The sequence below is a fragment of the Amycolatopsis sp. WQ 127309 genome, from assembly GCF_023023025.1.
Taxonomy (GTDB): domain Bacteria; phylum Actinomycetota; class Actinomycetes; order Mycobacteriales; family Pseudonocardiaceae; genus Amycolatopsis.
On sequence record NZ_CP095481.1, the window covers coordinates 5,877,380 to 5,900,166 of the forward strand.

The window sequence follows — 22,787 nt, forward strand, 5'->3', positions numbered from 1 at the left end:
CGAGACGGGCGGGATGGCGACCTCCCCGGCAAGGGCGTGTCGCCACATGACTCCGACGGTACTGCGCCCGGCCGGTCACCGCCGATCGGTGGCGGGGAGGTGCGCGGCGAGCACGACGACGTCGTCGTCGTGCGGGGTGCCTTGGCCCAGCATGCGGCGGATGGTTTCGTCGACGAACCGGGCCGGGTCGGCGGGATCCAGCGCGGCGACGGTGTCCCGCAGGCGGCGGATGCCGATGTCCAGGTCGCTCCCGCGGCGTTCGACCAGGCCGTCGGTGTAGAGCACGACGGTGTCTCCCGGCCGCAGCCGCACCTGGTGATCGGTGAGCGGGACCTCGCGCAGCTCGGGGTAGCCGAACATCAGGTCGACGCCGGTCAGGACCGTGGTGGTGCCGTCGGGGTGGCGCACGATCGGCGGGAGGTGCCCGGCGCTGGCCCAGCGCATCAGCCAGCGGCCGTCGGCGTCGGGGCGCAGGTGGGCCTGCAGCACGGTGCCGGTCGCGCGGACCCCGGTGGCGACGCAGGCTTGCTCGATCGCGGCGAGAACGGCCGAGGGCGCTCCGGCGGGACGCTCCCAGGTCGCCTGCCGGCCCATGCTGCGGACCTGGCCCATCAGCGTGGCGGCGTGGATGTCGTGGCCGGTGATGTCGCCGACGGCCAGCGCGACGGCGTCGCGGTCGGCGCCGTCGACGGCGTTGAGGTCGATGGCGTCGTACCAGTCGCCGCCGACCTGCTCGTGCCGTCCGACGGGCAGGTAGCGGGCGGCCAGCCGCACGCCGGCCAGGTCCGGTAGCCGGGTCAGCATGGCTTCCTGCAGCTCGCGCGCGACGGTGACGCGGTCTTCCACGAAGCGGGCGCGTTCCAGGGTGTGCCCGACGTAGCCGGCCAGGGTGGTGATCACGGCCTGCTCGTGGACGTCGACGTCGTGCGGGGTGTCCCAGCCGAACAGCAGGACGCCGGCGACGCCGTCCGGTCCGGGCAGCGGGACGCAGGTGATCGCGTGCAGGCCCAGTTCGGCGTAACGGTGTTGCGCCGTCTCGGGGAACGCGGCGGCGATGGCTTCGGGGTCGGGGTAGAGCTGCGGGTTCCCTTCGCGGGCGGTGAGCGCGATCGGGGTGTCGTCCTCGACGTGGGAGAACGCGTCGCCGGACTCGGGGCCGAGCGCCTGCAGGGGGTCGTCGATGCGGTGCAGGTCACCGTCGCTTTCGGTGAGGGTGAGCCCGACGTAGGCCGGTTTGAGGTCGCCGGAGACCAGGTCGGTGACGATTTCGCGCAGCTGCGAGATGTCGTCGGCGTGGGCGAGCGCCTGGGACGCGGTCAGCAGCAGCTGGGAGCGGGTGAACGCCACGCGCAGCATGGCTTCGGCGGTATCGGTGCGGGCGCGTTCCTGGTGGGCGTCCCGGGTGGCGATGCGCAGCCGCAGCTCGAGGGAGCAGCTGTGGGCGAGGTCGGCCAGCACGGCCAGCTCGTCCTCGCGCCACCGGCGGGGCTGGTGGTCGATGACGCACAGGCTGCCCAGGACGCGGCCGGCGGCGTCGGTGACCGGGAGCCCGGCGTAGGCGCCGATGCCGATGTCCGCGACGACGGGGTTGTCCCGCGACCGCGGGTCGAGGGCGCCGTCTTCGATGATCAGCGGCGCACCGGTCACCACCTCGTGCCGGCACAGCGACGCCGAAAGCGGCGTGCGGCGGGTGTGCGCCCAGGGCTCGCCGAGGCCCGCCAGGCCCGGGAAGACCTGCTCCCGGTCCGTGACCAGGGAGACCAGCGCGACGGGGGTGCCGACGCGCTGCCGCGCGCGTTCGGCCAGCGCGTCGAGCGCCGCGTCGGATTCGTTGCCCAGCCCGGTTTCGGCCAGCGCGGCCAGCCGGCCGGGATCGGCCAGCGACGCGCGGGCGTCGTCGTCTTCGGTCATCGCAGCAGCACCTGCACCGTCGATTTCCTCGCTCGTAGGACCGTGACGAGGACCAAATACCCAACCGAGGTCCCGGCCACGCAGGGTCTTCACCGTCTCGGGACGCTGTGCCGCGGCGCGGCGGCGCTGTGCTGGTAGACGTCGGCGAAGCGCCCGGCGACCCGGTCGATGCCGAACCGCCGGGCCACGGTCGAGCGCCCGGCGGCCGCGGCGGCCCGCGCCCGGACGGGATCACCGGCCGCGGCGCGCACGAACGCCGTCAGCCCGTCGGCGAACCGGCTCAGCGTCGCGGTGTCGGCCAGCATCCCGTTGCGGCCGTGCTCGACGTAGTGGCCGAGCCCGCCGCGGCGCGGACCGAGCACCAGCAGGCCCGCGTCCATCGCTTCGAGCACGGCGATGCCGAACTCCTCCTTGCGGCTCGGGCACACGTAGAGGTGCGGGGTCGGCGCCGGGAGCCACCGGGTGACGCCGTGCTCGATCAGGCGGACGTCCTCGTTGCCCATCGCGGGCAGCACCGCCAGCCGGCCGGCCGCTTCGGGGTGCTCGGCGCACAGGGCCAGGATCCGGTCGAGGACGCGGGTTTCCTCCGCGCTCGGGGCGGCCGGGTCGCCGCCGACGAGCACGAGCGCGGTCTGCCGGTGCAGGCCGCGCGTGAGCCAGGCCTCGACCAGCAGGTCCTGTTGCTTGACCGGGTGCAGCCGGCCCACGGACAGGATGACCGGCAGGCCGCGGGCGGCGTCGCCCAGCCGCGGCCGGCCGGGGGACGGGGCGAACAGGGACTCGGCGAGCAGCTGCTGGCGGGCTTCGGCCGTGGGCACGCGGGGCAGCAGCGGGATCCCTTCGGCGACGGACTCCGGTTCACGCCCCCGCAGCCGCGGGAAGTACCCGGCGAGCTCGCCGCCGGGACGGCCGGGCAGCCCCAGCAGCGTGTCCGCGGTCGCGACCAGCCGGTCGGCGGTGTACATCCGGTGCAGGTCGAACCGGGCGGCGCCGGGATCCGCGGGACCGGTGGCGGCGTGCCGCTCGGCGAGCGAGCGGTGCGGGTCGGCGGTGAGGGTGAACACGGTGCGGGCGCCGAGCGCGCGGGCGGCCTGGGCGATCGCGGCGGATCCGTCGTCGGAGTACCGCACGTGGACGACGTCCGGGGTGCAGCCCGAGAGCCACAGCAGCTGCCGGGCCAGGAACGTGATCGCCGGGCGGTGCCGGGACAGGTCGATCTGGGCCGGCGCGCCCGGCGCGTCCACCGGGAGCCGCAGCACCACGTGCCCGGTCCCGTCGGGCTCGGCCAGCGCGGGCCGCTCGGCCAGCCGGTCCCGGCCCAGCAGGGTCAGGGTCACCACCCGGGCGATCCCGGGCCGGCGGGGGAGGGCGTGCCCGAGGTGGCGCAGCAGGACCGTCAGCCCGCCGCTGGCGCCGGCGCCCGGGTGGTCGAACGAGCCCAGCAGCATCGACTGGGCCACGGTCAGCCCCGGCCGGTCCGGCGGCGGGACCGTCCACAAAGGAGAGCCGGTGGGGACGTCGGCCAGCCGGGCCAGGCAGATCGAGGCCAGCACGCGGTCGTAGGGATCGTCGGTTCGTTCGCGGATCGACGCGATGGCTTCGGCCGCCGCCGGGTCGCCGGCGCACTGGGACAGGTAGCGCAACGCCGCGTGCTGGTAGCCGCGGTCGCCGTCGAGTCCGGCGACCACCTCGGGCACCGGGAAACAGCGGAGCGCGTGGCGTTCGGCGAGGTCCAGCAGCAGGATCCGGCGCCGCGGTGACGCACCGGCCGACGCCGCGCGGATCGCCGCCGCGGCGGCCGCCGAGCCGTGTCCGTCGACAGCGTCACCGAAGACGTCCATGGCAACGGCCGTCATGAGGGAGTCGGTCAGCTCGTCGCCGGTTTCCGGTGTGGCCGCGAGGACTTCGGCGGGTGCCGGGGTGACTGGTGCGCGCGCGAGTGCGCGCAGGGCGGCCGATGCGGAGTCCGGGTCGCGCCGCGCCGGAGCGACACCGGCGTACTCGATCAGCGCCGGGCCGGCGAACGACGGGTGCAGGGCGCGGCGGACGTCGTCGATCCGGTCCGGGGACGCCCCGGGGCCGAGCGCGCGCAGCCGGGCCACCGCGTCGGTGGGGTACGTGGTGGTCGTGGTCGCCGAGATCGTCACAGCTGGGCTCCTGTGCTCAGGCCGTAGGGTCGGGGGAGACGGAGGAGGTGCGGATGAACGCGTCCACGAGACCGCGGATCGCGGTGGTGAGCCCGCCGTTCGCGTCGCACGCGCGTCCACTCGCGACGGTCGGCGCCGCGCTCGCGGCCGAGGGCGCCGACGTGACTTTCGCGTGCGCACCGGCGTTCGCGGGCCTCGCCGGGGAACACGGGCTGCCCTTCGGCGTGCTCGCCTTCGGGGACAACGCCAACACCGGCATCGCCGAGCGCACGCGGCAGGAAGCCGCCGGAGCGGCCCGGCTGGCCGAGTTCCTCGACGCGACGCGAGCGGGCGCGATCCCGGCGCTGCTCGCCCAGGCCCGGCACCGGCGGGCCGACATGCTGCCCGACCCCGCCGCGGTGCTGGCTTCGGTGCGGGAGTTCGACGACCGGTTCCGGCCGGACTGGTACCTCGTGGACCAGCTGGCCTACGCCGTCACCTTGTCGATCTACGGCCTCGGCCGCCGCTGGGCGGCCTACTGCCCCGGTCACCCCGGCTACGTCCTTGACGGTCCCGGGCGCTTCTTCGGGCTGCCGCCGTACTGGCCGGACGCGATCCGTCCGGGCGCCGGGGAGCTGGCTCGCCTCCGCGCCGAAGCCGAGGCCAACGACCGGCTGTTCACCGAGCTGTTCACGGCGTTCCTGGCCGAGCACGCCCCGTCGCGGCCGGCGCCGCCCAGCGCGTTCGGCCTGACGTCCCCGGAGGCGGTGCTGTTCAACTACCCCGAGCTGCCGTGGCTGCCCGACCTGCCGCGCGGCCCGGAGCTGCGGTTCGCCGGGCACTGCAGTGACGTCGGGCAGACCCGCCTGACCGACGACTGGGTGCGCCGGGTTGACCGACTGACCGACGGCAGGCGGCGCCGGCTCGTCCTGGTTTCCTTCGGCACGTTCCTGTCGGCCCGCGACGACGTGCTCCGCACCGTCGTGACCGGCTTGCTCCGGATCCCCGACGTCGCGGTCCTGGTGGCGGCCGGAGACCGCGTCGCGCCGGTGCGGGCGGCGTTCGCCGGGGACGACCGGGTCGAGGTCGAAGACCAGGTGCCCCAGCGGGCGCTGCTGCCCCGGGTCGCCGCCGTGGTGCACCACGGCGGCAACAACACCTTCACCGAGTGCCTCGCGGCGGACGTACCGGCGCTCGCGTTGCCGTTTTCCAGCGACCAGTTCGCCGTCGCCCACGACCTGGAGCGCATCCCGGCCGGTCGCGTGCTCGACCCGCACGGCCTGACCCCGCACGCGGTCGCGGAGGCCATGACCGACGTGCTCGCGGCGGCTCATCGAACCCGGGCGGCGGCGCACCGGCTGCTCGCCGGGCGTGGCCCGCGCGAGGCCGCTCGAAGCTTGCTCTCGGCCATGAGTCACCTTCCGGCCGTCGATCCAAGGACGATGCAAATCTAGGTGGAAGATCCGGCGGTCGCCCGCGCCCGGGCGGCGGTGATCCACCGCGGAGTCCCCGCCGGAACGTTCTGACTGCCGGGTTTCGGCAGGTAGGCTGAGTGGGGACAGGTCGCTCGGGCGATGCGGGAGAGCCGACGGCGGGTCGAATCTGCATCGCAGTTGCATCGAAGCGGTGACTCGGCCGGACGGTTCGGCAGGACGGAGACCAGGGCCCATGACGATGTCGCTGACCAGCGTGGCGCAGGTGCGGGAACGGGCTCGCGACGCGCTTTTCGCGCGGGTGGCCGGCCCGGACGGGCCACGCAACCGGGACCGGATCCACCACGCGCCCGGACCGCGCTGGTTCGCTCCGGACAGCGCGATCCGCCAGGTGCACGGCGACACGTCCATGTTCGTCGGTGGGTTGCGCGCGTTGCTGCTGCAGTCGCTGCACCCGTCGGCGATGGCCGCGGTGGCCGCCCATTCGGGGTACCGGGGCGACCCGTGGGGCCGGCTGCAGCGCACCAGCACGTTCCTCGCCGTGACGACCTTCGGCACCACCGACGACGCCGAGCGGGCCGTCGCGGTCGTGCGGGGCGTGCACCGGCGCGTGCGCGGCACCACCGAGGACGGGCAGCCCTACCGGGCCGACGACCCGCACCTGCTGAAGTGGGTGCACGTCGCGGAAACGGACAGCTTCCTGCGCGCCCACCAGCGTTACGGCGCACATCCGCTCGACGAGGCCGGATGTGACCGCTACGTCGCGGAGACCGCGCTGGTCGCCGAGAAGCTCGGCGTCCTCGAACCACCCCGGACGCGGGACGAGCTCGACCAGGCGCTGGCCGCGTACCGGCCGGAGCTGCGGGGCAGCGCGGACGCGCGCCAAGCGGCTCGGTTCCTGCTCGTCACCCCGCCGATTCCCTGGCCCGCCAGGGTTCCGTACGCCGTGCTCGCGGCTTCCGCGGTCGGGATGCTGCCGGTGTGGACCCGGGCCCGGCTGCGCCTGCCGTACCTGCCGGTGGCGGAGGCCACGGTCATCCGGCTGGCGGCCGGCGCCTTGGTCAAGGCGGTGCGCTGGGCCATGACCGCGCCGGAGCCCGGCTCCTGAGCCTCTTCGTCCGGCGATGCAGCCGCGATGCAACGTATGCTGTGGCGAACACGGGGAGACGACGTGACCGATACGTCCGAAGCACGTTCGCTCGGCTCGAGCGAGGTGGCACGGACGCTCGGGGTGTCCCAGGTGACCCTGCGGACGTGGGAGAAGCGGTACGGGATCGGCGCCGCCCAGCGGGAGGACAACAACCGCCGGCGGTACACCCCGGAGGACGTCGAGCGGCTGCGCCGGATGCGGGCGCTGCAGGCGCAGGGGACCAGCGCACGTGACGCGGCCCGGCTCGTGCTGTCGCGCTCGGCCGCCGAGACGACCGTCCGGCGCCGCCGGGAGCGGCTCGCCGAAGCCGCGGAGTCCTTCGACCTGCCCACGATCGGCGGGCTGGTCGACGACGCCTTCACCAGCCTGGGCGTGGCCAAGACGTGGACCGAGGTCGTCGCGCCGGTGCTGCGCGTGATCGGTGAACGCTGGGCCGAGCACGACGACCGCCAGGCGATGGTGGCCGAATGGGCGCTGGCCACCACGGCTTCGGCGGCGATCGACCGGTACGCGGCCCCGGCGGCCGCGCTGCCGGGCTCGGCGCCCGTGCTGTTCGTCTGCGGCCCGACCGAGCGGCACGAACTGCCGGTCAAGATGCTCAGCGCGGCGTTGAGCGACGACGGCGCCGCGGCGGCGTTCCTGAGCGGGCCGGTCTCGGTCGACGTCCTGCGGGCGATGTCCGCCCGGTTCACCCCGCGCGACGTCGTGGTGTGGTCGATGACCGCGCAGTCGGCCGACGTGCGGTTCCTGCGCGTCCTGAGTGCCGAAGGGGTGCCGGTGCGCCCGGCGGGCCCGGGGTGGCACGGGCTGCCGACGGTGGGCGAGCCGCTCCCGCCGTCGTTCGCGGCGGCGTTGGACGTTTACAGCAGCTGATCGGCCGGCGTGATCACCGGCGTTCTCGTTGCAGGGCGCGGGTTTCGTCGTCGGGGTCCGGGCGCAGCAGGGAACCCGGCACGGCGTGGCCGGCGGTGCCCAGCTTGTTCATCTTCTTCGGCACCGGTGCGCCCTGGTACTCGAGCGGGATCGCGTGGCCGTGGCGGTCGACGCCGCCGAGCGGCTGGTGGACTTCGATGAACTCACCGTGCGGCAGCCGTTTGATGATGCCCGTTTCGACGCCGTGCTCCAGCACCTCGCGGTCGGCCCGCTGCAGGCCGACGCACAACCGGTAGGCCGCGAAGTAGGCCAACGGCGGTCCCACGAGCAGGCCGATCCGCCCGGCCCACGTCAGGGCGTTCAGCGAGACGTCGAACTCGAAGGCGAGGATGTCGTTGAAGCTCGACAGCGTGAGCACGAGGAAGAACGTGATGGCCATCGCGCCGATGGACGTGCGGACCGGGACGTCACGCGGTCGCTGCAGCAGGTTGTGGTGCGCGTGGTCGCCGGTGAGCTTCCGCTCGATGAACGGATAGCTCAGCAGGACCGTCACCAGCACGCCGATGCCGATGGCGCCGGCGAAGAAGACCGGCGGCACGGTGTGGTCGCCGAGGTAGAGCTCCCAGGCCGGCCAGACGCGCAGGAGACCGTCGGCCCAGCCCATATACCAGTCCGGCTGGGACCCGGCGGAGACCTGGGAAGGGTTGTAGGGCCCGAAGTTCCACACGGGATTGATCTGGAGCAGGCCCGACATCAACGTCAGCACGCCCAGCACGATCACGAAGAACGCGCCGCCCTTGAGGGCGAAGTACGGCATGATCCGGACACCGACGACGTTGGTCTCCTTGCGGCGCACCCCCGGGAACTGGGTGTGCTTCTGATACCAGACCAGCGCCAGGTGCGCCCCGACCAGCGCCAGCATGATCCCCGGCAGCAGCAGGATGTGCAGCGTGTACAGCCGCGGGATGATCTGGTCGCCGGGGAACTCCCCACCGAACAACGCCCAGTGGATCCAGGTACCGATCACCGGCACCGACAACACGATCCCCGACAACGTCGCCCGGATACCGGTACCGGAGAGCAGGTCGTCCGGCAGCGAATACCCGAAGAAACCCTCGAAGCAGCCCAGGACCAGCAGCAGACCACCGATCACCCAGTTGGCCTCACGCGGCTTGCGGAACGCACCGGTGAAGAACACCCGCAGCATGTGCACGGCCATCGACGCCACGAAGATCAACGCCGCCCAGTGGTGCAGCTGCCGCATGAACAGCCCACCGCGGACGTCGAACGAGAGGTCCAGCGTCGTGCGGAACGCCTGCGACATCTCCAGGCCCTGCATGTTCGTGAAACTGCCGTGGTAGACGACCTCCTGCATCGAGGGGTCGAAGAACAACGTCAGGTACACACCCGTGAGCAGCAGGATGATGAAGCTGTAGAGCGCGATCTCGCCCAGCAGGAACGACCAGTGGGTCGGGAACACCTTGTTCATCTGGTGCCGCAGGCCCTTGGCCAGGCGGTAACGCTGATCGGCGTTGTCCGCGGCGTCGCCTGCCGCCCGTTCGATCGCGCTCGACCCCTTGGTCGGCGTGGTGAGTGAACTCATCGGCGACCCTCCTCCGGCGGTTGCCCGCTCGGCGATCGTCACACCGCCGCCTCGCCGGCGCAACGAAGAGCGGGCCCGTGCATCGAAGTTGGAGCGAGTACGGCGCGTCCTCGCCGGATCGCGCTGCGGGCGTGACCGCCGTCGGTCACGATGGGGAAATGGGGCGTTGGACGGCCGGGAAGCGGCTGCGGCAGGTGATGGTGTTCGTGCACGTAGCGGTGTCCGTCGGCTGGCTGGGGGCGGGCGCGGCCAACGTCGTGCTCGCGATGACCGCCGGGTACACCGGTGAGCCCGGCGTCCGCGAGGTCGCCTACCGGCTGATCGAGCGCATCGACGACTTCGTGGTCATCCCGGCGGCCTTCACCACCCTGGTCGGCGGGATCGTGCTGGGGGCGTTGACGAAGTGGGGACTGACGCGGTTCTGGTGGGTCCTGGTGAAGCTGGTGCTGACCGTCGCCGTGATCGGCTACAGCACGTTCGGCCTCGGGGTGTGGGTCGAGCAGAGCATCGCCGCGGCCGCCGCGGGCGTCGAGAGCCCGGTGGCGGGCCCGCTCGCCTACGGTGCGGCGCTCAACATCGTCGCCTTCCTGGCCATGACGTGGCTGTCGGTCGCCAAGCCCTGGGGCCGCACCCCGTGGTCACGGCCGCCGGTGGTGGCGCGGCGACCACGTTTGTCCGAAGTCTGAACCCGGTTTGCATCGCATCTGCATCGCATTTGGAGTGCGACGGCCCGGTAGGCGACTTACGCTTCGCAGGTATCCGGATCATAGTTGCGTCGTGGAGGTGATCGCGTGTCGTTCGAGTACTCCACCGTGGTGGCCGCCCCGCTCGACGAGGTGTTCGCATGGCACGGCCTGCCCGGGGCGATCGTGCGGCTGACGCCGCCGTGGCAGCCCGTCAAGGTCGGCGCCGAAGCCGCTTCCCTGCGCGACGGCCGGGCGCGGCTGAACCTGCCCGCCGGCCTGCGCTGGGTCGCGGCCCACGACCCGGACGGTTACCGGCCGCCGCACCAGTTCGTCGACCGGCTGGACACGCCGGTGCTGTCGAACCTGGTGTCCTGGCGCCACACCCACCGCTTCGCCGCCGACAGTCCTGATCGGACGGTCGTCACCGACCTCGTCGAAACGCCCGTGCCCGAAGCGCTGCTCCGGTCGATGTTCGCCTACCGCCACCGTCAGCTCGCCGCCGACCTCGCCGCCCAGCACCGGTACTGGCACGAACCGCTGACCGTGGCCGTCACCGGCGCGAGCGGACTGGTCGGGACCGCGCTGACGGCGTTGCTGACCACCGGCGGCCACCGGGTGATCCGGCTGGTGCGCCGGCCCGCGCGCACCCGCGACGAGCGCACGTGGGACCCGGCCGCGCCGGCCACCGGCCTGCTGGCCGGCGTCGACGCGGTCGTCCACCTGGCCGGCACCTCCGTCGCCGGGCGGTTCGACGACCGGCACCTGAAAGCCGTGCGGGACAGCCGGATCGGCCCGACCCGGGCGCTGGCCGCGCTGGCAGCCCGCACCCCGGACGGCCCCGGGGTGTTCGTGTCGGCCTCGGCCGTCGGCTACTACGGCCCCGACCGCGGCGACGACGTCCTCACCGAAGACAGCAAACCGGGCGAGGGCGCCCTGGCCGACATCGTCACCGAGTGGGAGGCGGCCACCGAAGCCGCCGCGGCGGCCGGGATCCGGGTGGTGCAGGTCCGCACGGGCCTGGCGCTGAGCCCGCGCGGCGGCCTGCTGCGGCTGCAGTACCCGCTGTTCGCCGCCGGGCTCGGCGGGCCGCTCGGCGCGGGCCGCCAGTGGACGCCGTGGATCGGCCTCGACGACCTGACCGACGTCTACCTGCGCGCGCTGACCGATCGCGGCCTCGACGGGCCGGTCAACGCCGTGAGCCCCGAGCCGGTGCGCAACGTCGAGTACACCCGGGTCCTCGCCCGTACCCTCAAGCGCCCGGCGCTGCTGAAGGTGCCGCACTTCGGACCGCGGCTGCTGCTCGGCCGGGACGGCGCCCGCGAGCTGGCCTTCGCCGATCAGCGCGTGCAACCGGAACGGCTGCTCGCGGCCGGGCACGTCTTCCGGCACCCCCGGCTCGGCGACGCGCTGGCGCACCTGCTCGGAGCGACCGCCGCTCCGTCGAACGTGGGAGAACCCGTATGACCACCGTGCACCGTTCCGCCCCGGCGCCGGTCGCCTTGGCCGGGTTCCTCGCCGCGGTGGCCGTCGTCGCCGTGGTCGGTGGCCTGGCCGCGTCGTCCTCGCGTGCGGTGTACGCCGGGCTCGAGCAGCCGCCGTGGGCGCCGCCGTCCTGGCTGTTCGGTCCGGTGTGGACGGTCCTGTACGTCCTGATCGCCGTGTCCGGCTGGTTGTACTGGCGCGCCGGCGGAACCCGCGCGGGTTTCACCTGGTACGCGGTCGGGCTGGTGCTCAACGCGGCGTGGACACCGCTGTTCTTCGCCGCCGGCGCCTACACGCTCGCGCTGGTCGAGATCGTGCTCCTCGACGTCGCGGTGGCCGGTGCGGTAGCGGTGTTCTGGCGCCGCTCGCGGGTGGCCGCCGCGCTCCAGGTCCCTTATCTGGCTTGGACGTTGTTCGCGACGGCGCTCAACACCGCGATCGTCGTGCTGAACTGAACGGCGTGCCGGCAGCCGAGCCGCCGCTGGTGGTCACGCTCGCCGTCGACCCGGAAACCCAGCGCGCGTGGGACGAGCTGCGCCGGACGTGGTTCCCGGCCGAGCGGCTGAACGTGGGCGCGCACGTCACGCTCTTCCACGCGCTGCCGGGCGAGCACGCGGACGCCGTCATCGCCGGCTGCGCCGAGATCGCGGTGCAGTACCCGCGGTTCTCCTTCTCGGTGGACGGGGTCTACTCCCTCGGCGGTGGGGTCGCCATCGCCCTGTCCGCCGCCGCATTGACGTCCCTGCGCGGGAAACTGCGGACCCGGTGGCGATCGTGGTTGACCGCGCAGGACGCGCAGCCGCTGAAGCCGCACGTCACCGTCCAGAACAAGGTCAGCCGCGAAACGGCGAGGGCGACCATCGAGGCGCTCCGCCCGGACTTCGGGCCCCAGACGGGTTCGGCGACCGGGCTCGCGGTGTGGCGGTACCTGGGCGGGCCGTGGCAGCCGGTCACCTCCGTGGACCTCGCGACGCCCGCTGGGGAGTGACCACATGAGGCGTGTCACCCGGGCGGGTTGTTTGGTCGTTGCCGGTGCCGGGGTAGCCGGTGGATCCGTTCCGGCGCGGAACCGAAGACCGTTGTCGAAGCTGATCGAAAGGCTGGATCCATGACCACTGTCTCCCGCACGTTCACCGTCGAGGCGGCTCCCGGTGTCGTCGTCCCCTACCTGGCCGACTTCGGTCACGCCGAAGAGTGGGACCCCGGCACCGAGCGCTGCACCCGCAACGACAGCGGCCCGGTGAAGGTCGGCTCGTCGTGGCACAACACCTCCAAGATCGCCGGCATCAGCACCGAGCTGACCTACACCCTCGAGCAGCTCGCCGGCGACCGCGTCGTGCTGGTCGGGCGCAACGACACCGCCACCTCGACCGAGACCATCGACGTCACGCCCAGCGGCACCGGCTCCGAGGTCACCTACACCAACGAGCTGCAGTTCAACGGCCTGGCCAAGGTCGCGGCCCCGCTGGGCAAGGTGGTCTTCGAAAAGCTGGGCAACGACACCGAGAAGCAGCTGACGGACGTGCTCAACGGCCTGGCCCGGCGATGAGACCGCGCACGCTGGACACCGCGAACCTGCGGCGGGTGGCCGGGCTGTCGGCCGTCGTCGTGACGGCGGCGCAGGCCGCGACGGCGGTCGTCGCGTTGCGCAAGGGCCGGCGCGACTACGCCGACGCCGTCTGGGGTCCCGGTCTGGCGGCCGTGGCGGTCACGAGCGCGCTGGCCGGGCGCGGTGACGCCCGGCGGCGCTGGGCGCTGGCGGCGCTCACCGTCGCGTGGGCGGCCCGGCTCGAACGTCAGATGCTCAGCCGCCTGCGCGGCAGCGACGAAGAGGATCCGCGCTACACCGAGTTCCTGGAGGGCGCTTCGACGCCGGCGGTCGTCGGCAAGGTGTTCCTCACCCAGGGGCTGAGCCAGCTGCTGGTGTCGGCTCCAGTGCAGCTGGCCGCCGCCGGCGCCCTGCCGCGCGGCAAGCGTCGGTGGCTGGCCCCGGCGGGACTGGCCGTCATGGTCGGCGGGGCCGTGGTGGAGGCGCTGGCCGACCACCAGAAAACGGCGTACTCCCAGCGGGACGAGGACGAGCGGCCGGAGGTGCTCGACACCGGCCTGTGGGGCTGGTCGCGGCATCCGAACTACTTCGGCGACTCGCTGGTGTGGGACGGCGCGTGGCTGACGGCGGCCGCGTCGTCGCCCGGCCTGTGGACGTTGCCCGCGCCGGCGTTGATGAGCTACCTGCTGATGTTCGCCACCGGTGCCAAGCGCACCGAGAAACGCATGCAGGACCGCCCCGGCTACAGCGACTACCAGAAGCGGGTGGCGTTCTTCTTCCCGCGGCCACCGTCCGAACGAGACTGAGCTTCAGCGGGTGACGGCGAGCACGTGCTTTCCCACGACGCCGCCGCGTTCGAAGGCCTCGTGCGCGGCGGCGACGTCCGCCAGCGGATACACCCCCTGCACGACCGGGCGCAGGGCGCCGGACGTGACGTAGCCGGCCAGCTCGGTCAGCACGGCGGAGCCGGGGTTGGCGCTGAACGCGCGGATGCGCCGGGCGCCGTGGACGGTCGAGGCGGCGATCGCCGCCAAGACGGGGGCGGACAACGCGATCGTGACCATCCGGCCGCCCTTGGCCAGCCGGCCGCGGTAGCGGTTCAGCTCGGAGCCGACGGTGTCGACGATGACGTCGAACGGCCCGGTCGCGTCCGGCGTCGTCGTGCCGTAGTCGAGAACTTCGTCGGCGCCCAGGTCGCGCAGGAGCGCGGCGTGGCGGTCGCGGGCCAGCGCCGTGACGTGGCCGCCCAGCGCGCGGGCCAGCTGCACCGCGGCGGAGCCGACGCCGCCGGCCGCGCCGCGGACCAGGACCCGCTCGCCGTCTTTGAGCCGGACGCTGTCGCGCAGCGCGATCAGCGCGGTGCTGCCCGCCACGACGAGGGACGCCGCCTCGACCGCCGGGACACCCGCGGGGGCGGCGGCGATGCGCCCGGCCGGGACGACGACGTACTCGGCCGCGGCGGCGACGGTGTGGCGTTGCCGCGGGTGGACCATGCCCCAGACCCGGTCCCCGGCGTGGTGGCCCTCGACGCCGGGCCCGGTCGTGACGACGACCCCGGCGAAGTCCAGGCCGACGCCGATCGGGAACTTGCGGCCCGACACCATCCGCAGCCCACCGGCGCGGACGATCGCGTCGTGCCCGTTGACGCTGGACGCCTCGACCGCCACCAGGACCTCGCCCGCACCGGGGGAGGGGCGGTCGGTTTCGGTGACCCGAAGGACGTCCGGGGTTCCGAAGCTCGTGATCTGTGCGGCCTTCATGGCGTGGTTTCCTCCCGTGGTCGGCTGGTGCGACACCGATCCTGGGGCGCGTTCGCGGCGGCACGGTCGTTCGCCTTGTCCTGGGTCCGCCGGACCCACCTTCGCCGGTCACGCCGCGGGCATACTGGGCCGGTGACCGAGGACCCCCGCCGCGCGCTCGCCGAGTTCCTGCGGACCCGGCGGACCCGGGTGCGGCCGCAGGACGTCGGCCTCGAGCCGGGTCCGCGGCGGCGCGTCGCCGGACTGCGTCGCGAGGAACTGGCCCTGCTGGCCGGGGTGAGCTCGGACTACTACCAGCGCATGGAGCAGGGCCGTGACGTGCGGCCCTCCGGCCAGGTCCTCGACGCCATCGCCCGGGCGCTGGACTTCTCGGCCGAGGAGACCCGGCACCTGCACAGCCTCGCCGCGGCCGCCCGCACCCCGGCCCGCCCGGCCCGCCGGTACCCGCCGGAGGAGGTGCCGCCGACCACGCTGCGGCTGCTGCGCGCGACGACGTCACCCGCCCTGGTCGTCGGCCGGTTCCTGGACGTGCTGGCCTGGAACCCGCTGGCCGGTGCGCTGCTGGGCGCGTTCACCGAGGTGCCCCGGGCCGAACGGAACCTGCTGGCGCTGCTGCTGCACCCGGAGGCCGACCGGGCGTGCCCGGAGCGCGCGGCCACCGTCGCCGAGCTGACCGGGATGCTGCGCGCCCAGGTCGCCGCCGAGCCGGGGCACCCGCGAGCGGTCGAGCTGGTGGGTGCGCTGGCGGTGCGCAGCGCGGAGTTCGCGACGCTGTGGGCCCGGCACGACGTCGAGGCCACGACTCGCGGCCGGATGCGCGTGAACCACCCGCTGGTCGGGGAGCTGAACCTGGACTGGGACGCGTACGCGATGCCGGGGGAGCCGGGGCCGGTGCTGATCGTCTGCACCGCGGAGCCGGGTGGTCCGGACGACGACCGGCTGCGGCTGCTGGCCGGCCTGCTCGACGCGCCCCGGGCGACGGAGACGTCCACCTCGTCGTCGTGACCCGGCAATCCGGGTGGGGTCCCGCGCCGAATGCCTGAAGATCGTGGACGCTCGCACTCGAGCCCGGAAGGGAAGTGGGCAGATGGGGACAGCCGGCGACCCCACGCCGTTCGAGGCCGCGGCGGTGCTGACCCTCCGCGTCGCACCCGAGCTGGCCGGTACCGAAGAGGTGGAACAGGCCTTCGCGCCGGCGCTGGCCGTGCCGCCCGGCACTCCGGTCGTGGTCGACCTTTCGGCGGTGACCTTCCTGACCCTGGAAGCCGTGGTGCCGCTGCTGGCCTTCGTCGAACGGTGTGCGGCGGAAGGCAAGGCCCTGCTGATCGTGGCTTCGGCCTACGTGCGGAGGAAGTGGGCGTTGCTGGGCCTGGATCCGGTCATCCCGCTGCAGCCGGCCGGCTGAGGGCCCGGCGCCAGAATCCGGTGACGCCGCGGCGCAGCTGGTCGGTGTCGACGCTCCGCGGATCGAGCAGCCGTTGCAGCGCGATCCCGCGGAGCTGCCCGACGACGGCCACCGCGACGTCGTCCGGAGCGGCTCCGGGGTCGATGGTGCCGTCCGTGATGCCCGCTTCGACGTCGTCGCGCAGGTCGGCGCGGAAGGCGTCATCCCGCTCGCGGAAGATCGGGGCCAGCTCCGGTTGCGTCGGGGCCTCCGCCCACAACAGCAGGAAAGCCTGGTTGAACACGCCGATCGAGCTGAGCGCGCCGAGGTAGCCGTCGATCAGCCGCAGCAGGCGGTCGAGTCCGGGCGCCACGCCGTCGAGGCCGGGCACGAAGCCGGCTTGGGTGGCGCGGGCGAGCCGTTCGACCAGGGTCTGCTTGGCGCCGAAGTGGTGGGTGACGATGCCGCGGCTGTAACCGGCGCGTTCCCCGACCCGGGCCAGGGTCAGCGAGCGCACCCCCTGCTCGACGACCAGTTCGGCGGCCGCGGCCAGCAGCGCGGCTTCCGCCTGGTCACGGCGTTCCTGCTGGGTGCGGCGGGTGGTCGTCGGCATGTCCGCAGCCTATCAAACTAACTTGCGTGTCGGTCAACAAGTATGTTTGAGTGAAGGCCTGACCCCGGGAGGCTCCTGATGATCGACATCGACGACCGCGAACTCGACGCCCTGCTCGCCGACGACCCTGGCGGCCCGGTCGTGATGCTCAACCTGCTGCGGTTCCGCCCGGAAGGCGGCCGCGAGAGCTACCAGCGCTACGCCGAGGCCCTCGGCCACACGATCAACGCCCGCTACGGCTTGAGCGTCGAGTACCTGGGCGACGGCGGGCGCGCCCTGGTCGCCGAAGACGGGCAGGCCTGGGACATGGTGGTGCTGGTCCGCTACCCGGACCGGCGGGCGTTCGCCGCCATGGTCCGCGATCCGGACTACCAGGCGGTCGCGCACCTGCGCAGTGACGCACTGGTGGAGTCGGTCCTGCAGCCGACCAGCCCGGTCGCCGTCTGATGCCCGCGGTGTTCGTCCACGGCAACCCGGAGACGGCGGCGGTGTGGGAGCCGTTGCTGGCCGAGCTGGCGGCCGTCCGCTCGGACCTGGTGTGCTTGTCGCCGCCCGGCTTCGGGGCGCCGCTGCCGCCCGGGTTCGGTGCCACGCACGCGGAGTACCGGGACTGGCTCGTCGAGGAGCTGACGGCGTTCGGCGAGCCGGTGGACCTGGTCGGCCACGACGTCGGCGGCGGGCACGTGGTGAACGTGGTGCTGAGCCGCCCGGACCTGGTGCGCAGCTGGGTCAGCGACGTGCTCGGCGTCTACGACCCCGGCTACGAGTGGCACGAGCTGGCCCGCCGCTGGCAGACCCCCGGCGTCGGCGAGGCCGACGTCGCGGCCCGGTTCGGCGGCACGGCCGAGGAACGCACGGCGACGTTGGTGGAGCGGGGGATGGGCCGCGCGGTCGCGGCCCGGGTGGCGGCGGGCCAGGACGAGGCGATGGGCCGCGCGGTGCTGGCCCTGTACCGGTCGGCCGCCCAGGCGGGCCCACCCGGCCTCGGCCTGGGGCTGGAGCGCGCGGCGGCTCGCCCGGGCCTGGCCGTCCTGGCGACGGCGGACCACGTCGTCGGCACGGAGGAGCAACGCCGCCGGGCAGCCGCCCGCGCGGGAGCCCGGGTCGCGGTCCTCGACGGACTGGGCCACTGGTGGATGACCGAGGCCCCGGCCCGCGGCGCCGCGGCACTGACGGCTTTCTGGTCGACGATCGGCTGACGGCTTCTCATCGTCGATGCCGCGTTGATCTGTGTTCAAAGGACGCGAGGCTGGGTAATCGCGGTTCTGTGTCCCTTCCGTGCTTGGCGGGGATTCGGCGATGGCGTCGGTTCAGCAGCGAGCCGGCGCCATCGTCATGCCACAGGAGGCCGCGGCCCCTTGTCCGACGTGGCTCGGCCGGGAATCGGCTCTACGGTGATCCCATGCCTGCCTCTTTCGACGTTCGTCCCGCGTCCCGGTTCGAGGACGTGGCGGCGATCCTCAACCCGAGCGGGAACGAGCGGGCCTGCTGGTGCCTCGCGTACCGGAGCACCTCGGCCGAGTACAGCGCGCTGCGGGGTGAGCGGCGGGCCGAGCACGTCCGCACGTTGTGTGCCGAGAAGCCCGCGCCCGGCGTGCTGGCCTACGACGGCGACGTGCCGATCGGCTGGTGTGGCGTGGCGCCGCGGTCGCGGATGGAGCGGCTCGTGCGGTCGCGGACGATACCCCCGCTCGACGACGTGCCGGTGTGGAGCGTGGTGTGTTTCGTGGTGCGGACGCCGTATCGGCGGCGCGGCGTGTCCCGGGCTCTGCTGGACGGAGCTGTCGCCCATGCGCGTTCGTGCGGCGCCCCGGCCATCGAGGGCTACCCGGTCGACACGGAGGGGGCGCGGATCGGCTCGAGCGCCGCGCACGTCGGCACGACCACGTTGTTCGCCGGAGCCGGCTTCGAACGGGTACGGCCCACTCAGGCGCGGGCCGACCGCCGGGTCCGCTGGCTCATGCGGCTCGACCTCGGCTCGCCGTCGTCATGACGCTCGCCGGGTTCGGCGCCGACGTCGCACCCGCGTGAGCCGCTGGGGAACCGGCGGGCTCGGGGGCCGGTCCTCCGCTACTGTCCGGTCGCGGGTCCCGCTCGGTGGACCGCTCTCCCGTCGCCGAAAGGACTGCCCGTGCACCGGCTCACCGTCCTCTACCCGCCGCCCGTCGATCCCGCGCACTTCCGTGACCACTACACCCGCGTGCACCTGCCGCTGGCGGCGAAGCTTCCCGGCCTCGTGCGGATGCAGCACGCCTTCGACGTCGAGGGCCTGGGTGGGGCCAGCCCGTACTTCGCGGTCTTCCACGGCGACTTCGAGTCGGCCGGGGCGATGGCCGCCGCGCTGGGGTCCGACGAGGGCAAGGCCGTCTCCGCGGACGTCGCCAACTACGCGACCGGTGGCGCGCAGCTGGTGCACTACGAGCTGAGCTGAGCGCCGCGTGTGACGCGCGCGGTCTTGAGGCCGCGGGCGGATCGCGCATAATGGCACCAACAACCGACCGCTTAGTATGTTCCGGGCAACGTCGAAGGAGACACCCTGCCGTGAACTCGTTCAAGGATCGCGTCGCGATCGTCACCGGGGCCAGCCGGGGCATCGGCCTCGGCATCGCCAAGACGCTCGTCGAGCGCGGCGCCAAGGTCTGCATCACCGCGCGCAAGCCCGAAGCCCTGGAAGAGGCGGTCAGCTCCCTCGGCGGCCCGGACGTCGCCATGTTCGTGCCCGGCAAGTCCGACGACACCGACCACCAGGACGAGACCGTCGCGAAGACGATCGAGACCTTCGGCCGGCTCGACTACCTGGTCAACAACACCGGCATCAACCCGGTCTACGGCTCGACGCTCGACATCGACCCGGGCGCGGCGGCCAAGATCCTCGGCGTCAACGTGCTCGCGCCGCTCGGCTGGACCAAGCGCGCCCGCGACGCGTGGATGGGCGAGCACGGCGGCTCGGTCGTCAACGTCGCCTCCGTCGCCGGCCTCGGCGCGTCGCCCGGCATCGGGATGTACGGCGTCAGCAAGGCCGCACTGATCCGGCTGACCGTCGAGCTCGGCGCCGAGCTGGGCCCGAAGATCCGGGTCAACGCCGTCGCGCCGGCCGTCGTCAAGACGAAGTTCGCGACCGCCCTGTACGAAGGCCGCGAGGAGGAGGTCGCCTCGGCGTACCCGATGAAGCGCCTCGGCCTGCCGTCCGACATCGCGGGCGCGGTGGCGTTCCTGCTGTCCGACGACGCGAGCTGGATCACCGGCCAGACCGTCGTCCTCGACGGCGGCGTGACCCTGGGCGGTGGCCTGTGACCGGCGTCGTCGTCACCGGTGGCGGCGGCGGTATCGGGGCGACGCTGGCCCGCCGGTTCGTCGCGGACGGTGCCCAGGTCGTCGTCGCGGACCTCGACGGCGACAAGGTCCGCGAGGTCGCGGCCGAGATCGGCGCGACGGCGTTCGTCGGTGACGTCGCGAGCGTCGACGGCGTCGCGAAGCTGGTCGAGAGCGCCCGGGAGACCCTGGGCGAGATCGACGTCTTCTGCGCCAACGCCGGGATCGCGCCCTTCGGCGGCGCGGAAAGCCCCGAGGAGGTCTGGGCGCGCACCTGGGACGTCAACGTGATGGCGCACGTCCGCGCGGCCAACCTGCTGCTGCCCGCGTGGCTCGAGCGCGGCAAGGGCCACTTCATCGCGACGGTCTCCGCCGCCGGGCTGCTCACCAGCCTCGGCTCGGCGCCGTACTCGGTGACCAAGCACGGCGCGCTGGCCTTCGCCGAGTACCTGTCGGCGACCTACCGCCACCGCGGCCTCACCGTGCAGGCGATCTGCCCGCAGGGCGTGCGCACGGCGATGCTGGAGAGCACCGGCACCGCCGGGCAGCTGCTCATGGGCGCGTCGGCGATCGAGCCGGAGCAGGTCGCGGACGCGCTGTTCAAGGCGATCGAGGAGAAGCGCTTCCTCGTTCTGCCGCACCCGGAGGTCGCCGGGTACTACGCGGCGCGCGCCACCGAGACCGACCGGTGGCTCGGCGGGATGAACAAGCTGCAGCGCAAGGTCGAGCAGGCGCTCGGCGACGCATGAGCTGGGAGCCGGAGGTCGGTGAGATCGCCCGCCGGCGCGAGCTGGCCGAGCGGATGGGCGGGCCGGAGAAGGTGGCCCGCCAGCACGCGGCCGGGCGCTCGACGGTCCGCGAACGCATCGCGGCGCTCGTCGACCCCGGCACCTTCGACGAGATCGGCGCGCTGGCCGGGACGGCGTCCTATGAGGACGGCTCGCTGGAGTCGTTCACCCCGGCCAACTTCGTCATCGGCACCGCTCGGCTCGACGGCCGTCGGGTCGCGATCGGCGGGGACGACTTCACCGTGCGCGGCGGCGCGGCCGACGCGGCGATCATGGAGAAGCAGGTCTACGCCGAGCGGCTCGCGAACGAGCTGGGCCTGCCGATGGTGCGCCTGATCGAGGGCACCGGCGGTGGCGGCAGCGTCAAGATGCTGGAGCAGCACGGGTTCACCTACGTCCCGGTCAACCCGGCCTGGGACCTGGTGGTGGACAACCTGTCCACGGTGCCGGTCGTCGCGGCGTGCCTCGGCCCGGTGGCCGGGCTGGGCGCCGCGCGGGCCGTGATGTCGCACCTGTGCGTGCTCGTCGAGGACGTCGCGCAGCTGTTCGTCGCCGGGCCGCCGGTCGTGAAGCACGCGACGGGGGAGGATCTGTCCAAAGAGGAACTGGGCGGCGCCGACGTCCACCGGCGCAGCGGTGCGGTGGACCGGATCGTCGCCTCCGAAGCCGAGGCTTTCGCCGTGCTGAAGCAGTTCCTGTCGTACCTGCCGTCCTCTGTGGACTCACTGCCGCCGGTCGGGTCCACAGAGGACTCGGCCGGCCGCCGCGACGAGGCGCTGCTCTCGCTCGTCCCGCGCAACCGGCGTCAGCCCTACCGGCTGCGGCCGTTGCTGGACGGCGTCTTCGACGAAGGCTCGGTGTTCGACTACGCCGTCTCGGGCGGCTCGGCCTATGCGGGATTGGCGCGGCTCAGCGGTCATCCGGTCGGCGTGCTCGCCACCGACCCGTACCGCGGCGCGACGCTGACGCCCGAGGGCGCCGACGTCATGACGCGCCTGGTCGACCTCTGCGAGACGTTCCACCTGCCGCTGGTGTCGCTGACGGACCAGGCCGGCATGGTGATCGGCGCGGCGGCCGAACGCGCGGGCGCGATCCGTCACGGCGCCCGCGCGGTGACCGCGGTCTACCAGGCGCGGGTGCCGATGGCCGAGGTGATCGTGCGGCGCGTGTTCGGCGTCGGCGGCGCGGGCCAGACCAACCGGCACCGCTTGGTCCGGCGCTGGGCGTGGCCCTCGGGCGACTGGGGTTCGCTGCCCGTCGAAGGCGGCATCGAGGCCGCCTACCGCGCCGAACTCGACGCGGCCGACGACCGCGATGCGCGGATCGAGGAGATCCGCGCGCGCCTCGACGCCGTCCGCTCGCCGTTCCGCACGGCCGAGCGGTTCTCGGTGGAGGACGTCATCGACCCGCGCGAGACCCGCGCTCGGCTGTGCGACTGGGTGCCGGACGCCTACGCCGTGCTGCCGAAGCTGCTCGGCCGCCCGTCGTTCGGGATGCGGCCCTAGCGGAGGACCCGGTACCAGTTCGGTGCCACCACTTCGAGCGGGACGGTCGTGCCGCCGGGGTGGTCGAAGATCCGGACGCCGTCGCCGAGCAGGACCGGCACGGGCATCGCGAGGATCTCGTCGAGGAGCCCGGCTTCGAGGCACTGGCGCGCGACGTCGGCGCCGAGGACGTTGACGTACTTGTCGCCCGCGGCCGCCTTCGCCGCGTCGACGGCCTCGTGCAGGTCGCCGACGAAGGTGACGTCCGGGACCGGCGCGGCCGGCCGGTGGGTGAGCACGAACTGCGGGCCCGCCCAGCCGCCGCCGAAGGCCTTGCCCTCGCGCTCCGCGTCGCCGCGGTGGGGGTCGTCGCCGCCGAACGTCCGCCGGCCGACGAGCAGTGAGCCGATCCGCGGGATCAGGGCGTCGACCGCCGGATCGGGGCGCAGGTACGGGGTCAGCCAGGACATGTCGCCGCCGGGACCGGCGAGGAAGCCGTCGAGCGACATGCTGAAGCCGTAGAGCAGTTTCGCCATGGGGGTGTCTCCTTGGGGTTGTTTCGCGGACTTCAGTACTGACGGCGGCGGCCGGAAAAGTCATCGGCTTCACCCGGCCGTGTCCGGAACGCGACAG

24 protein-coding genes are annotated in these 22,787 nt (G+C 73.4%); 18 read left to right on the forward strand and 6 right to left on the reverse strand.

From position 1 onward, the window contains the following. Nucleotides 1–75: 75 nt before the first annotated feature. On the reverse strand, nt 76–1,911 hold the full coding sequence (locus MUY22_RS27720) for a GAF domain-containing SpoIIE family protein phosphatase (protein WP_247049274.1): 1,836 nt from the start codon (nt 1,909–1,911) through the stop codon (nt 76–78). A gap of 89 nt (nt 1,912–2,000) precedes the next feature. Further along, complete coding sequence (locus MUY22_RS27725) at nt 2,001–4,058, reverse strand: glycosyltransferase family 4 protein (RefSeq protein WP_247049275.1); 2,058 nt, start codon at nt 4,056–4,058, stop codon at nt 2,001–2,003. 53 nt (nt 4,059–4,111) lie between these two features. On the opposite strand from MUY22_RS27725, the gene MUY22_RS27730 reads away from it, so the two are divergent. The 3 genes from MUY22_RS27730 (at nt 4,112) to MUY22_RS27740 (ending at nt 7,493) form a co-directional block, all read left to right on the forward strand. Next, nucleotides 4,112–5,491, forward strand: coding sequence for a glycosyltransferase (locus MUY22_RS27730; protein ID WP_247049277.1), 1,380 nt, complete (start codon nt 4,112–4,114; stop codon nt 5,489–5,491). A 214-nt stretch (nt 5,492–5,705) separates the two neighbouring features. Continuing rightward, nucleotides 5,706–6,578, forward strand: coding sequence for an oxygenase MpaB family protein (locus MUY22_RS27735; RefSeq protein WP_247049279.1), 873 nt, complete (start codon nt 5,706–5,708; stop codon nt 6,576–6,578). 63 nt (nt 6,579–6,641) lie between these two features. Beyond that, entirely contained in the window at nt 6,642–7,493 is an 852-nt protein-coding gene (locus MUY22_RS27740) for a MerR family transcriptional regulator (RefSeq protein ID WP_247049281.1), read from the forward strand. A 13-nt stretch (nt 7,494–7,506) separates the two neighbouring features. On the opposite strand, the gene MUY22_RS27745 is transcribed toward MUY22_RS27740, so the two are convergent. Then, nucleotides 7,507–9,096, reverse strand: a complete 1,590-nt coding sequence (locus MUY22_RS27745) for a cytochrome bc complex cytochrome b subunit (protein WP_247049283.1) — start codon at nt 9,094–9,096, stop codon at nt 7,507–7,509. A gap of 158 nt (nt 9,097–9,254) precedes the next feature. Between MUY22_RS27745 and MUY22_RS27750 the strand changes: the two genes are divergently transcribed. From MUY22_RS27750 to MUY22_RS27775, 6 genes are all read left to right on the forward strand, one after another. Beyond that, nucleotides 9,255–9,782 carry a hypothetical protein gene (locus tag MUY22_RS27750; RefSeq protein ID WP_247049285.1) on the forward strand — a complete coding sequence of 176 codons (528 nt, stop codon included), beginning with the start codon at nt 9,255–9,257 and terminating at the stop codon, nt 9,780–9,782. Nucleotides 9,783–9,887: 105 nt separating this feature from the next. Further along, nucleotides 9,888–11,246, forward strand: a complete 1,359-nt coding sequence (locus MUY22_RS27755) for a TIGR01777 family oxidoreductase (RefSeq protein ID WP_247049287.1) — start codon at nt 9,888–9,890, stop codon at nt 11,244–11,246. Beyond that, a complete protein-coding gene (locus MUY22_RS27760) occupies nt 11,243–11,719 on the forward strand; it encodes a TspO/MBR family protein (RefSeq protein ID WP_247049289.1) in 477 nt (158 codons plus the stop codon). Before MUY22_RS27755 ends, MUY22_RS27760 begins: the two co-directional genes overlap by 4 nt. A 5-nt stretch (nt 11,720–11,724) precedes the next feature. Next, nucleotides 11,725–12,252, forward strand: a complete 528-nt coding sequence (locus MUY22_RS27765; protein WP_247049291.1) for a 2'-5' RNA ligase family protein — start codon at nt 11,725–11,727, stop codon at nt 12,250–12,252. A 120-nt stretch (nt 12,253–12,372) separates the two neighbouring features. Continuing rightward, nucleotides 12,373–12,813, forward strand: coding sequence for an SRPBCC family protein (locus tag MUY22_RS27770; RefSeq protein ID WP_247049293.1), 441 nt, complete (start codon nt 12,373–12,375; stop codon nt 12,811–12,813). Further along, on the forward strand, nt 12,810–13,619 hold the full coding sequence (locus MUY22_RS27775; protein WP_247049295.1) for a DUF1295 domain-containing protein: 810 nt from the start codon (nt 12,810–12,812) through the stop codon (nt 13,617–13,619). The genes MUY22_RS27770 and MUY22_RS27775 overlap by 4 nt, the downstream gene beginning before the upstream one ends. Before the next feature lie 3 nt (nt 13,620–13,622). On the opposite strand, the gene MUY22_RS27780 is transcribed toward MUY22_RS27775, so the two are convergent. Next, nucleotides 13,623–14,573, reverse strand: a complete 951-nt coding sequence (locus tag MUY22_RS27780; RefSeq protein ID WP_247049297.1) for an NADP-dependent oxidoreductase — start codon at nt 14,571–14,573, stop codon at nt 13,623–13,625. Nucleotides 14,574–14,705: 132 nt separating this feature from the next. Here MUY22_RS27780 and MUY22_RS27785 point away from each other — a divergent pair, with 132 nt between their 5' ends. Both MUY22_RS27785 and MUY22_RS27790 read left to right on the forward strand, forming a co-directional pair. After that, nucleotides 14,706–15,578, forward strand: coding sequence for a helix-turn-helix transcriptional regulator (locus tag MUY22_RS27785; protein WP_247049299.1), 873 nt, complete (start codon nt 14,706–14,708; stop codon nt 15,576–15,578). Between the two features lie 82 nt (nt 15,579–15,660). Next, entirely contained in the window at nt 15,661–15,978 is a 318-nt protein-coding gene (locus MUY22_RS27790) for an STAS domain-containing protein (protein WP_247049301.1), read from the forward strand. Here MUY22_RS27790 and MUY22_RS27795 read toward each other — a convergent pair. Next, nucleotides 15,953–16,570, reverse strand: a complete 618-nt coding sequence (locus MUY22_RS27795; protein WP_247049303.1) for a TetR/AcrR family transcriptional regulator — start codon at nt 16,568–16,570, stop codon at nt 15,953–15,955. The genes MUY22_RS27790 and MUY22_RS27795 overlap by 26 nt on opposite strands. A gap of 78 nt (nt 16,571–16,648) precedes the next feature. Between MUY22_RS27795 and MUY22_RS27800 the strand changes: the two genes are divergently transcribed. The 7 genes from MUY22_RS27800 to MUY22_RS27830 all read left to right on the forward strand — a co-directional run bounded on the left by MUY22_RS27800 (nt 16,649) and on the right by MUY22_RS27830 (nt 22,175). Further along, complete coding sequence (locus MUY22_RS27800; protein WP_247049305.1) at nt 16,649–17,017, forward strand: DUF1330 domain-containing protein; 369 nt, start codon at nt 16,649–16,651, stop codon at nt 17,015–17,017. Then, nucleotides 17,017–17,769 (forward strand): alpha/beta fold hydrolase, encoded by a 753-nt coding sequence (locus MUY22_RS27805; RefSeq protein ID WP_247049307.1) that lies wholly within the window; start codon nt 17,017–17,019, stop codon nt 17,767–17,769. The genes MUY22_RS27800 and MUY22_RS27805 overlap by 1 nt, the downstream gene beginning before the upstream one ends. A gap of 203 nt (nt 17,770–17,972) precedes the next feature. Then, nucleotides 17,973–18,563, forward strand: a complete 591-nt coding sequence (locus tag MUY22_RS27810) for a GNAT family N-acetyltransferase (protein ID WP_247049309.1) — start codon at nt 17,973–17,975, stop codon at nt 18,561–18,563. Between the two features lie 138 nt (nt 18,564–18,701). Further along, nucleotides 18,702–19,001 (forward strand): EthD family reductase, encoded by a 300-nt coding sequence (locus MUY22_RS27815; protein WP_247049311.1) that lies wholly within the window; start codon nt 18,702–18,704, stop codon nt 18,999–19,001. A 110-nt stretch (nt 19,002–19,111) separates the two neighbouring features. Beyond that, the gene (locus tag MUY22_RS27820) at nt 19,112–19,864 is read left to right on the forward strand and encodes an SDR family oxidoreductase (protein ID WP_247049314.1); all 753 of its coding nucleotides are present in this window, start codon (nt 19,112–19,114) and stop codon (nt 19,862–19,864) included. Then, the gene (locus MUY22_RS27825) at nt 19,861–20,631 is read left to right on the forward strand and encodes an SDR family oxidoreductase (protein ID WP_247049316.1); all 771 of its coding nucleotides are present in this window, start codon (nt 19,861–19,863) and stop codon (nt 20,629–20,631) included. Before MUY22_RS27820 ends, MUY22_RS27825 begins: the two co-directional genes overlap by 4 nt. Continuing rightward, nucleotides 20,628–22,175, forward strand: coding sequence for an acyl-CoA carboxylase subunit beta (locus tag MUY22_RS27830; protein ID WP_247049318.1), 1,548 nt, complete (start codon nt 20,628–20,630; stop codon nt 22,173–22,175). The genes MUY22_RS27825 and MUY22_RS27830 overlap by 4 nt, the downstream gene beginning before the upstream one ends. Here the strand turns inward: MUY22_RS27830 and MUY22_RS27835 are convergent. After that, entirely contained in the window at nt 22,172–22,690 is a 519-nt protein-coding gene (locus tag MUY22_RS27835; RefSeq protein ID WP_247049320.1) for a dihydrofolate reductase family protein, read from the reverse strand. The two genes, MUY22_RS27830 and MUY22_RS27835, sit on opposite strands and share 4 nt — an antisense overlap. Nucleotides 22,691–22,787 lie beyond the last annotated feature (97 nt).

Bases quoted from the DNA above. Each gene is read 5' to 3' on its own strand.
- MUY22_RS27720 (WP_247049274.1), bottom strand. From the start codon at position 1,911: ATGACCGAAGACGACGACGCCCGCGCGTCGCTGGCCGATCCCGGCCGG.
- MUY22_RS27730 (WP_247049277.1), top strand. From the start codon at position 4,112: ATGAACGCGTCCACGAGACCGCGGATCGCGGTGGTGAGCCCGCCGTTC.
- MUY22_RS27735 (WP_247049279.1), top strand. From the start codon at position 5,706: ATGACGATGTCGCTGACCAGCGTGGCGCAGGTGCGGGAACGGGCTCGC.
- MUY22_RS27745 (WP_247049283.1), bottom strand. From the start codon at position 9,096: ATGAGTTCACTCACCACGCCGACCAAGGGGTCGAGCGCGATCGAACGG.
- MUY22_RS27750 (WP_247049285.1), top strand. From the start codon at position 9,255: ATGGGGCGTTGGACGGCCGGGAAGCGGCTGCGGCAGGTGATGGTGTTC.
- MUY22_RS27760 (WP_247049289.1), top strand. From the start codon at position 11,243: ATGACCACCGTGCACCGTTCCGCCCCGGCGCCGGTCGCCTTGGCCGGG.
- MUY22_RS27770 (WP_247049293.1), top strand. From the start codon at position 12,373: ATGACCACTGTCTCCCGCACGTTCACCGTCGAGGCGGCTCCCGGTGTC.
- MUY22_RS27775 (WP_247049295.1), top strand. From the start codon at position 12,810: ATGAGACCGCGCACGCTGGACACCGCGAACCTGCGGCGGGTGGCCGGG.
- MUY22_RS27780 (WP_247049297.1), bottom strand. From the start codon at position 14,573: ATGAAGGCCGCACAGATCACGAGCTTCGGAACCCCGGACGTCCTTCGG.
- MUY22_RS27790 (WP_247049301.1), top strand. From the start codon at position 15,661: ATGGGGACAGCCGGCGACCCCACGCCGTTCGAGGCCGCGGCGGTGCTG.
- MUY22_RS27795 (WP_247049303.1), bottom strand. From the start codon at position 16,570: ATGCCGACGACCACCCGCCGCACCCAGCAGGAACGCCGTGACCAGGCG.
- MUY22_RS27800 (WP_247049305.1), top strand. From the start codon at position 16,649: ATGATCGACATCGACGACCGCGAACTCGACGCCCTGCTCGCCGACGAC.
- MUY22_RS27805 (WP_247049307.1), top strand. From the start codon at position 17,017: ATGCCCGCGGTGTTCGTCCACGGCAACCCGGAGACGGCGGCGGTGTGG.
- MUY22_RS27810 (WP_247049309.1), top strand. From the start codon at position 17,973: ATGCCTGCCTCTTTCGACGTTCGTCCCGCGTCCCGGTTCGAGGACGTG.
- MUY22_RS27830 (WP_247049318.1), top strand. From the start codon at position 20,628: ATGAGCTGGGAGCCGGAGGTCGGTGAGATCGCCCGCCGGCGCGAGCTG.
- MUY22_RS27835 (WP_247049320.1), bottom strand. From the start codon at position 22,690: ATGGCGAAACTGCTCTACGGCTTCAGCATGTCGCTCGACGGCTTCCTC.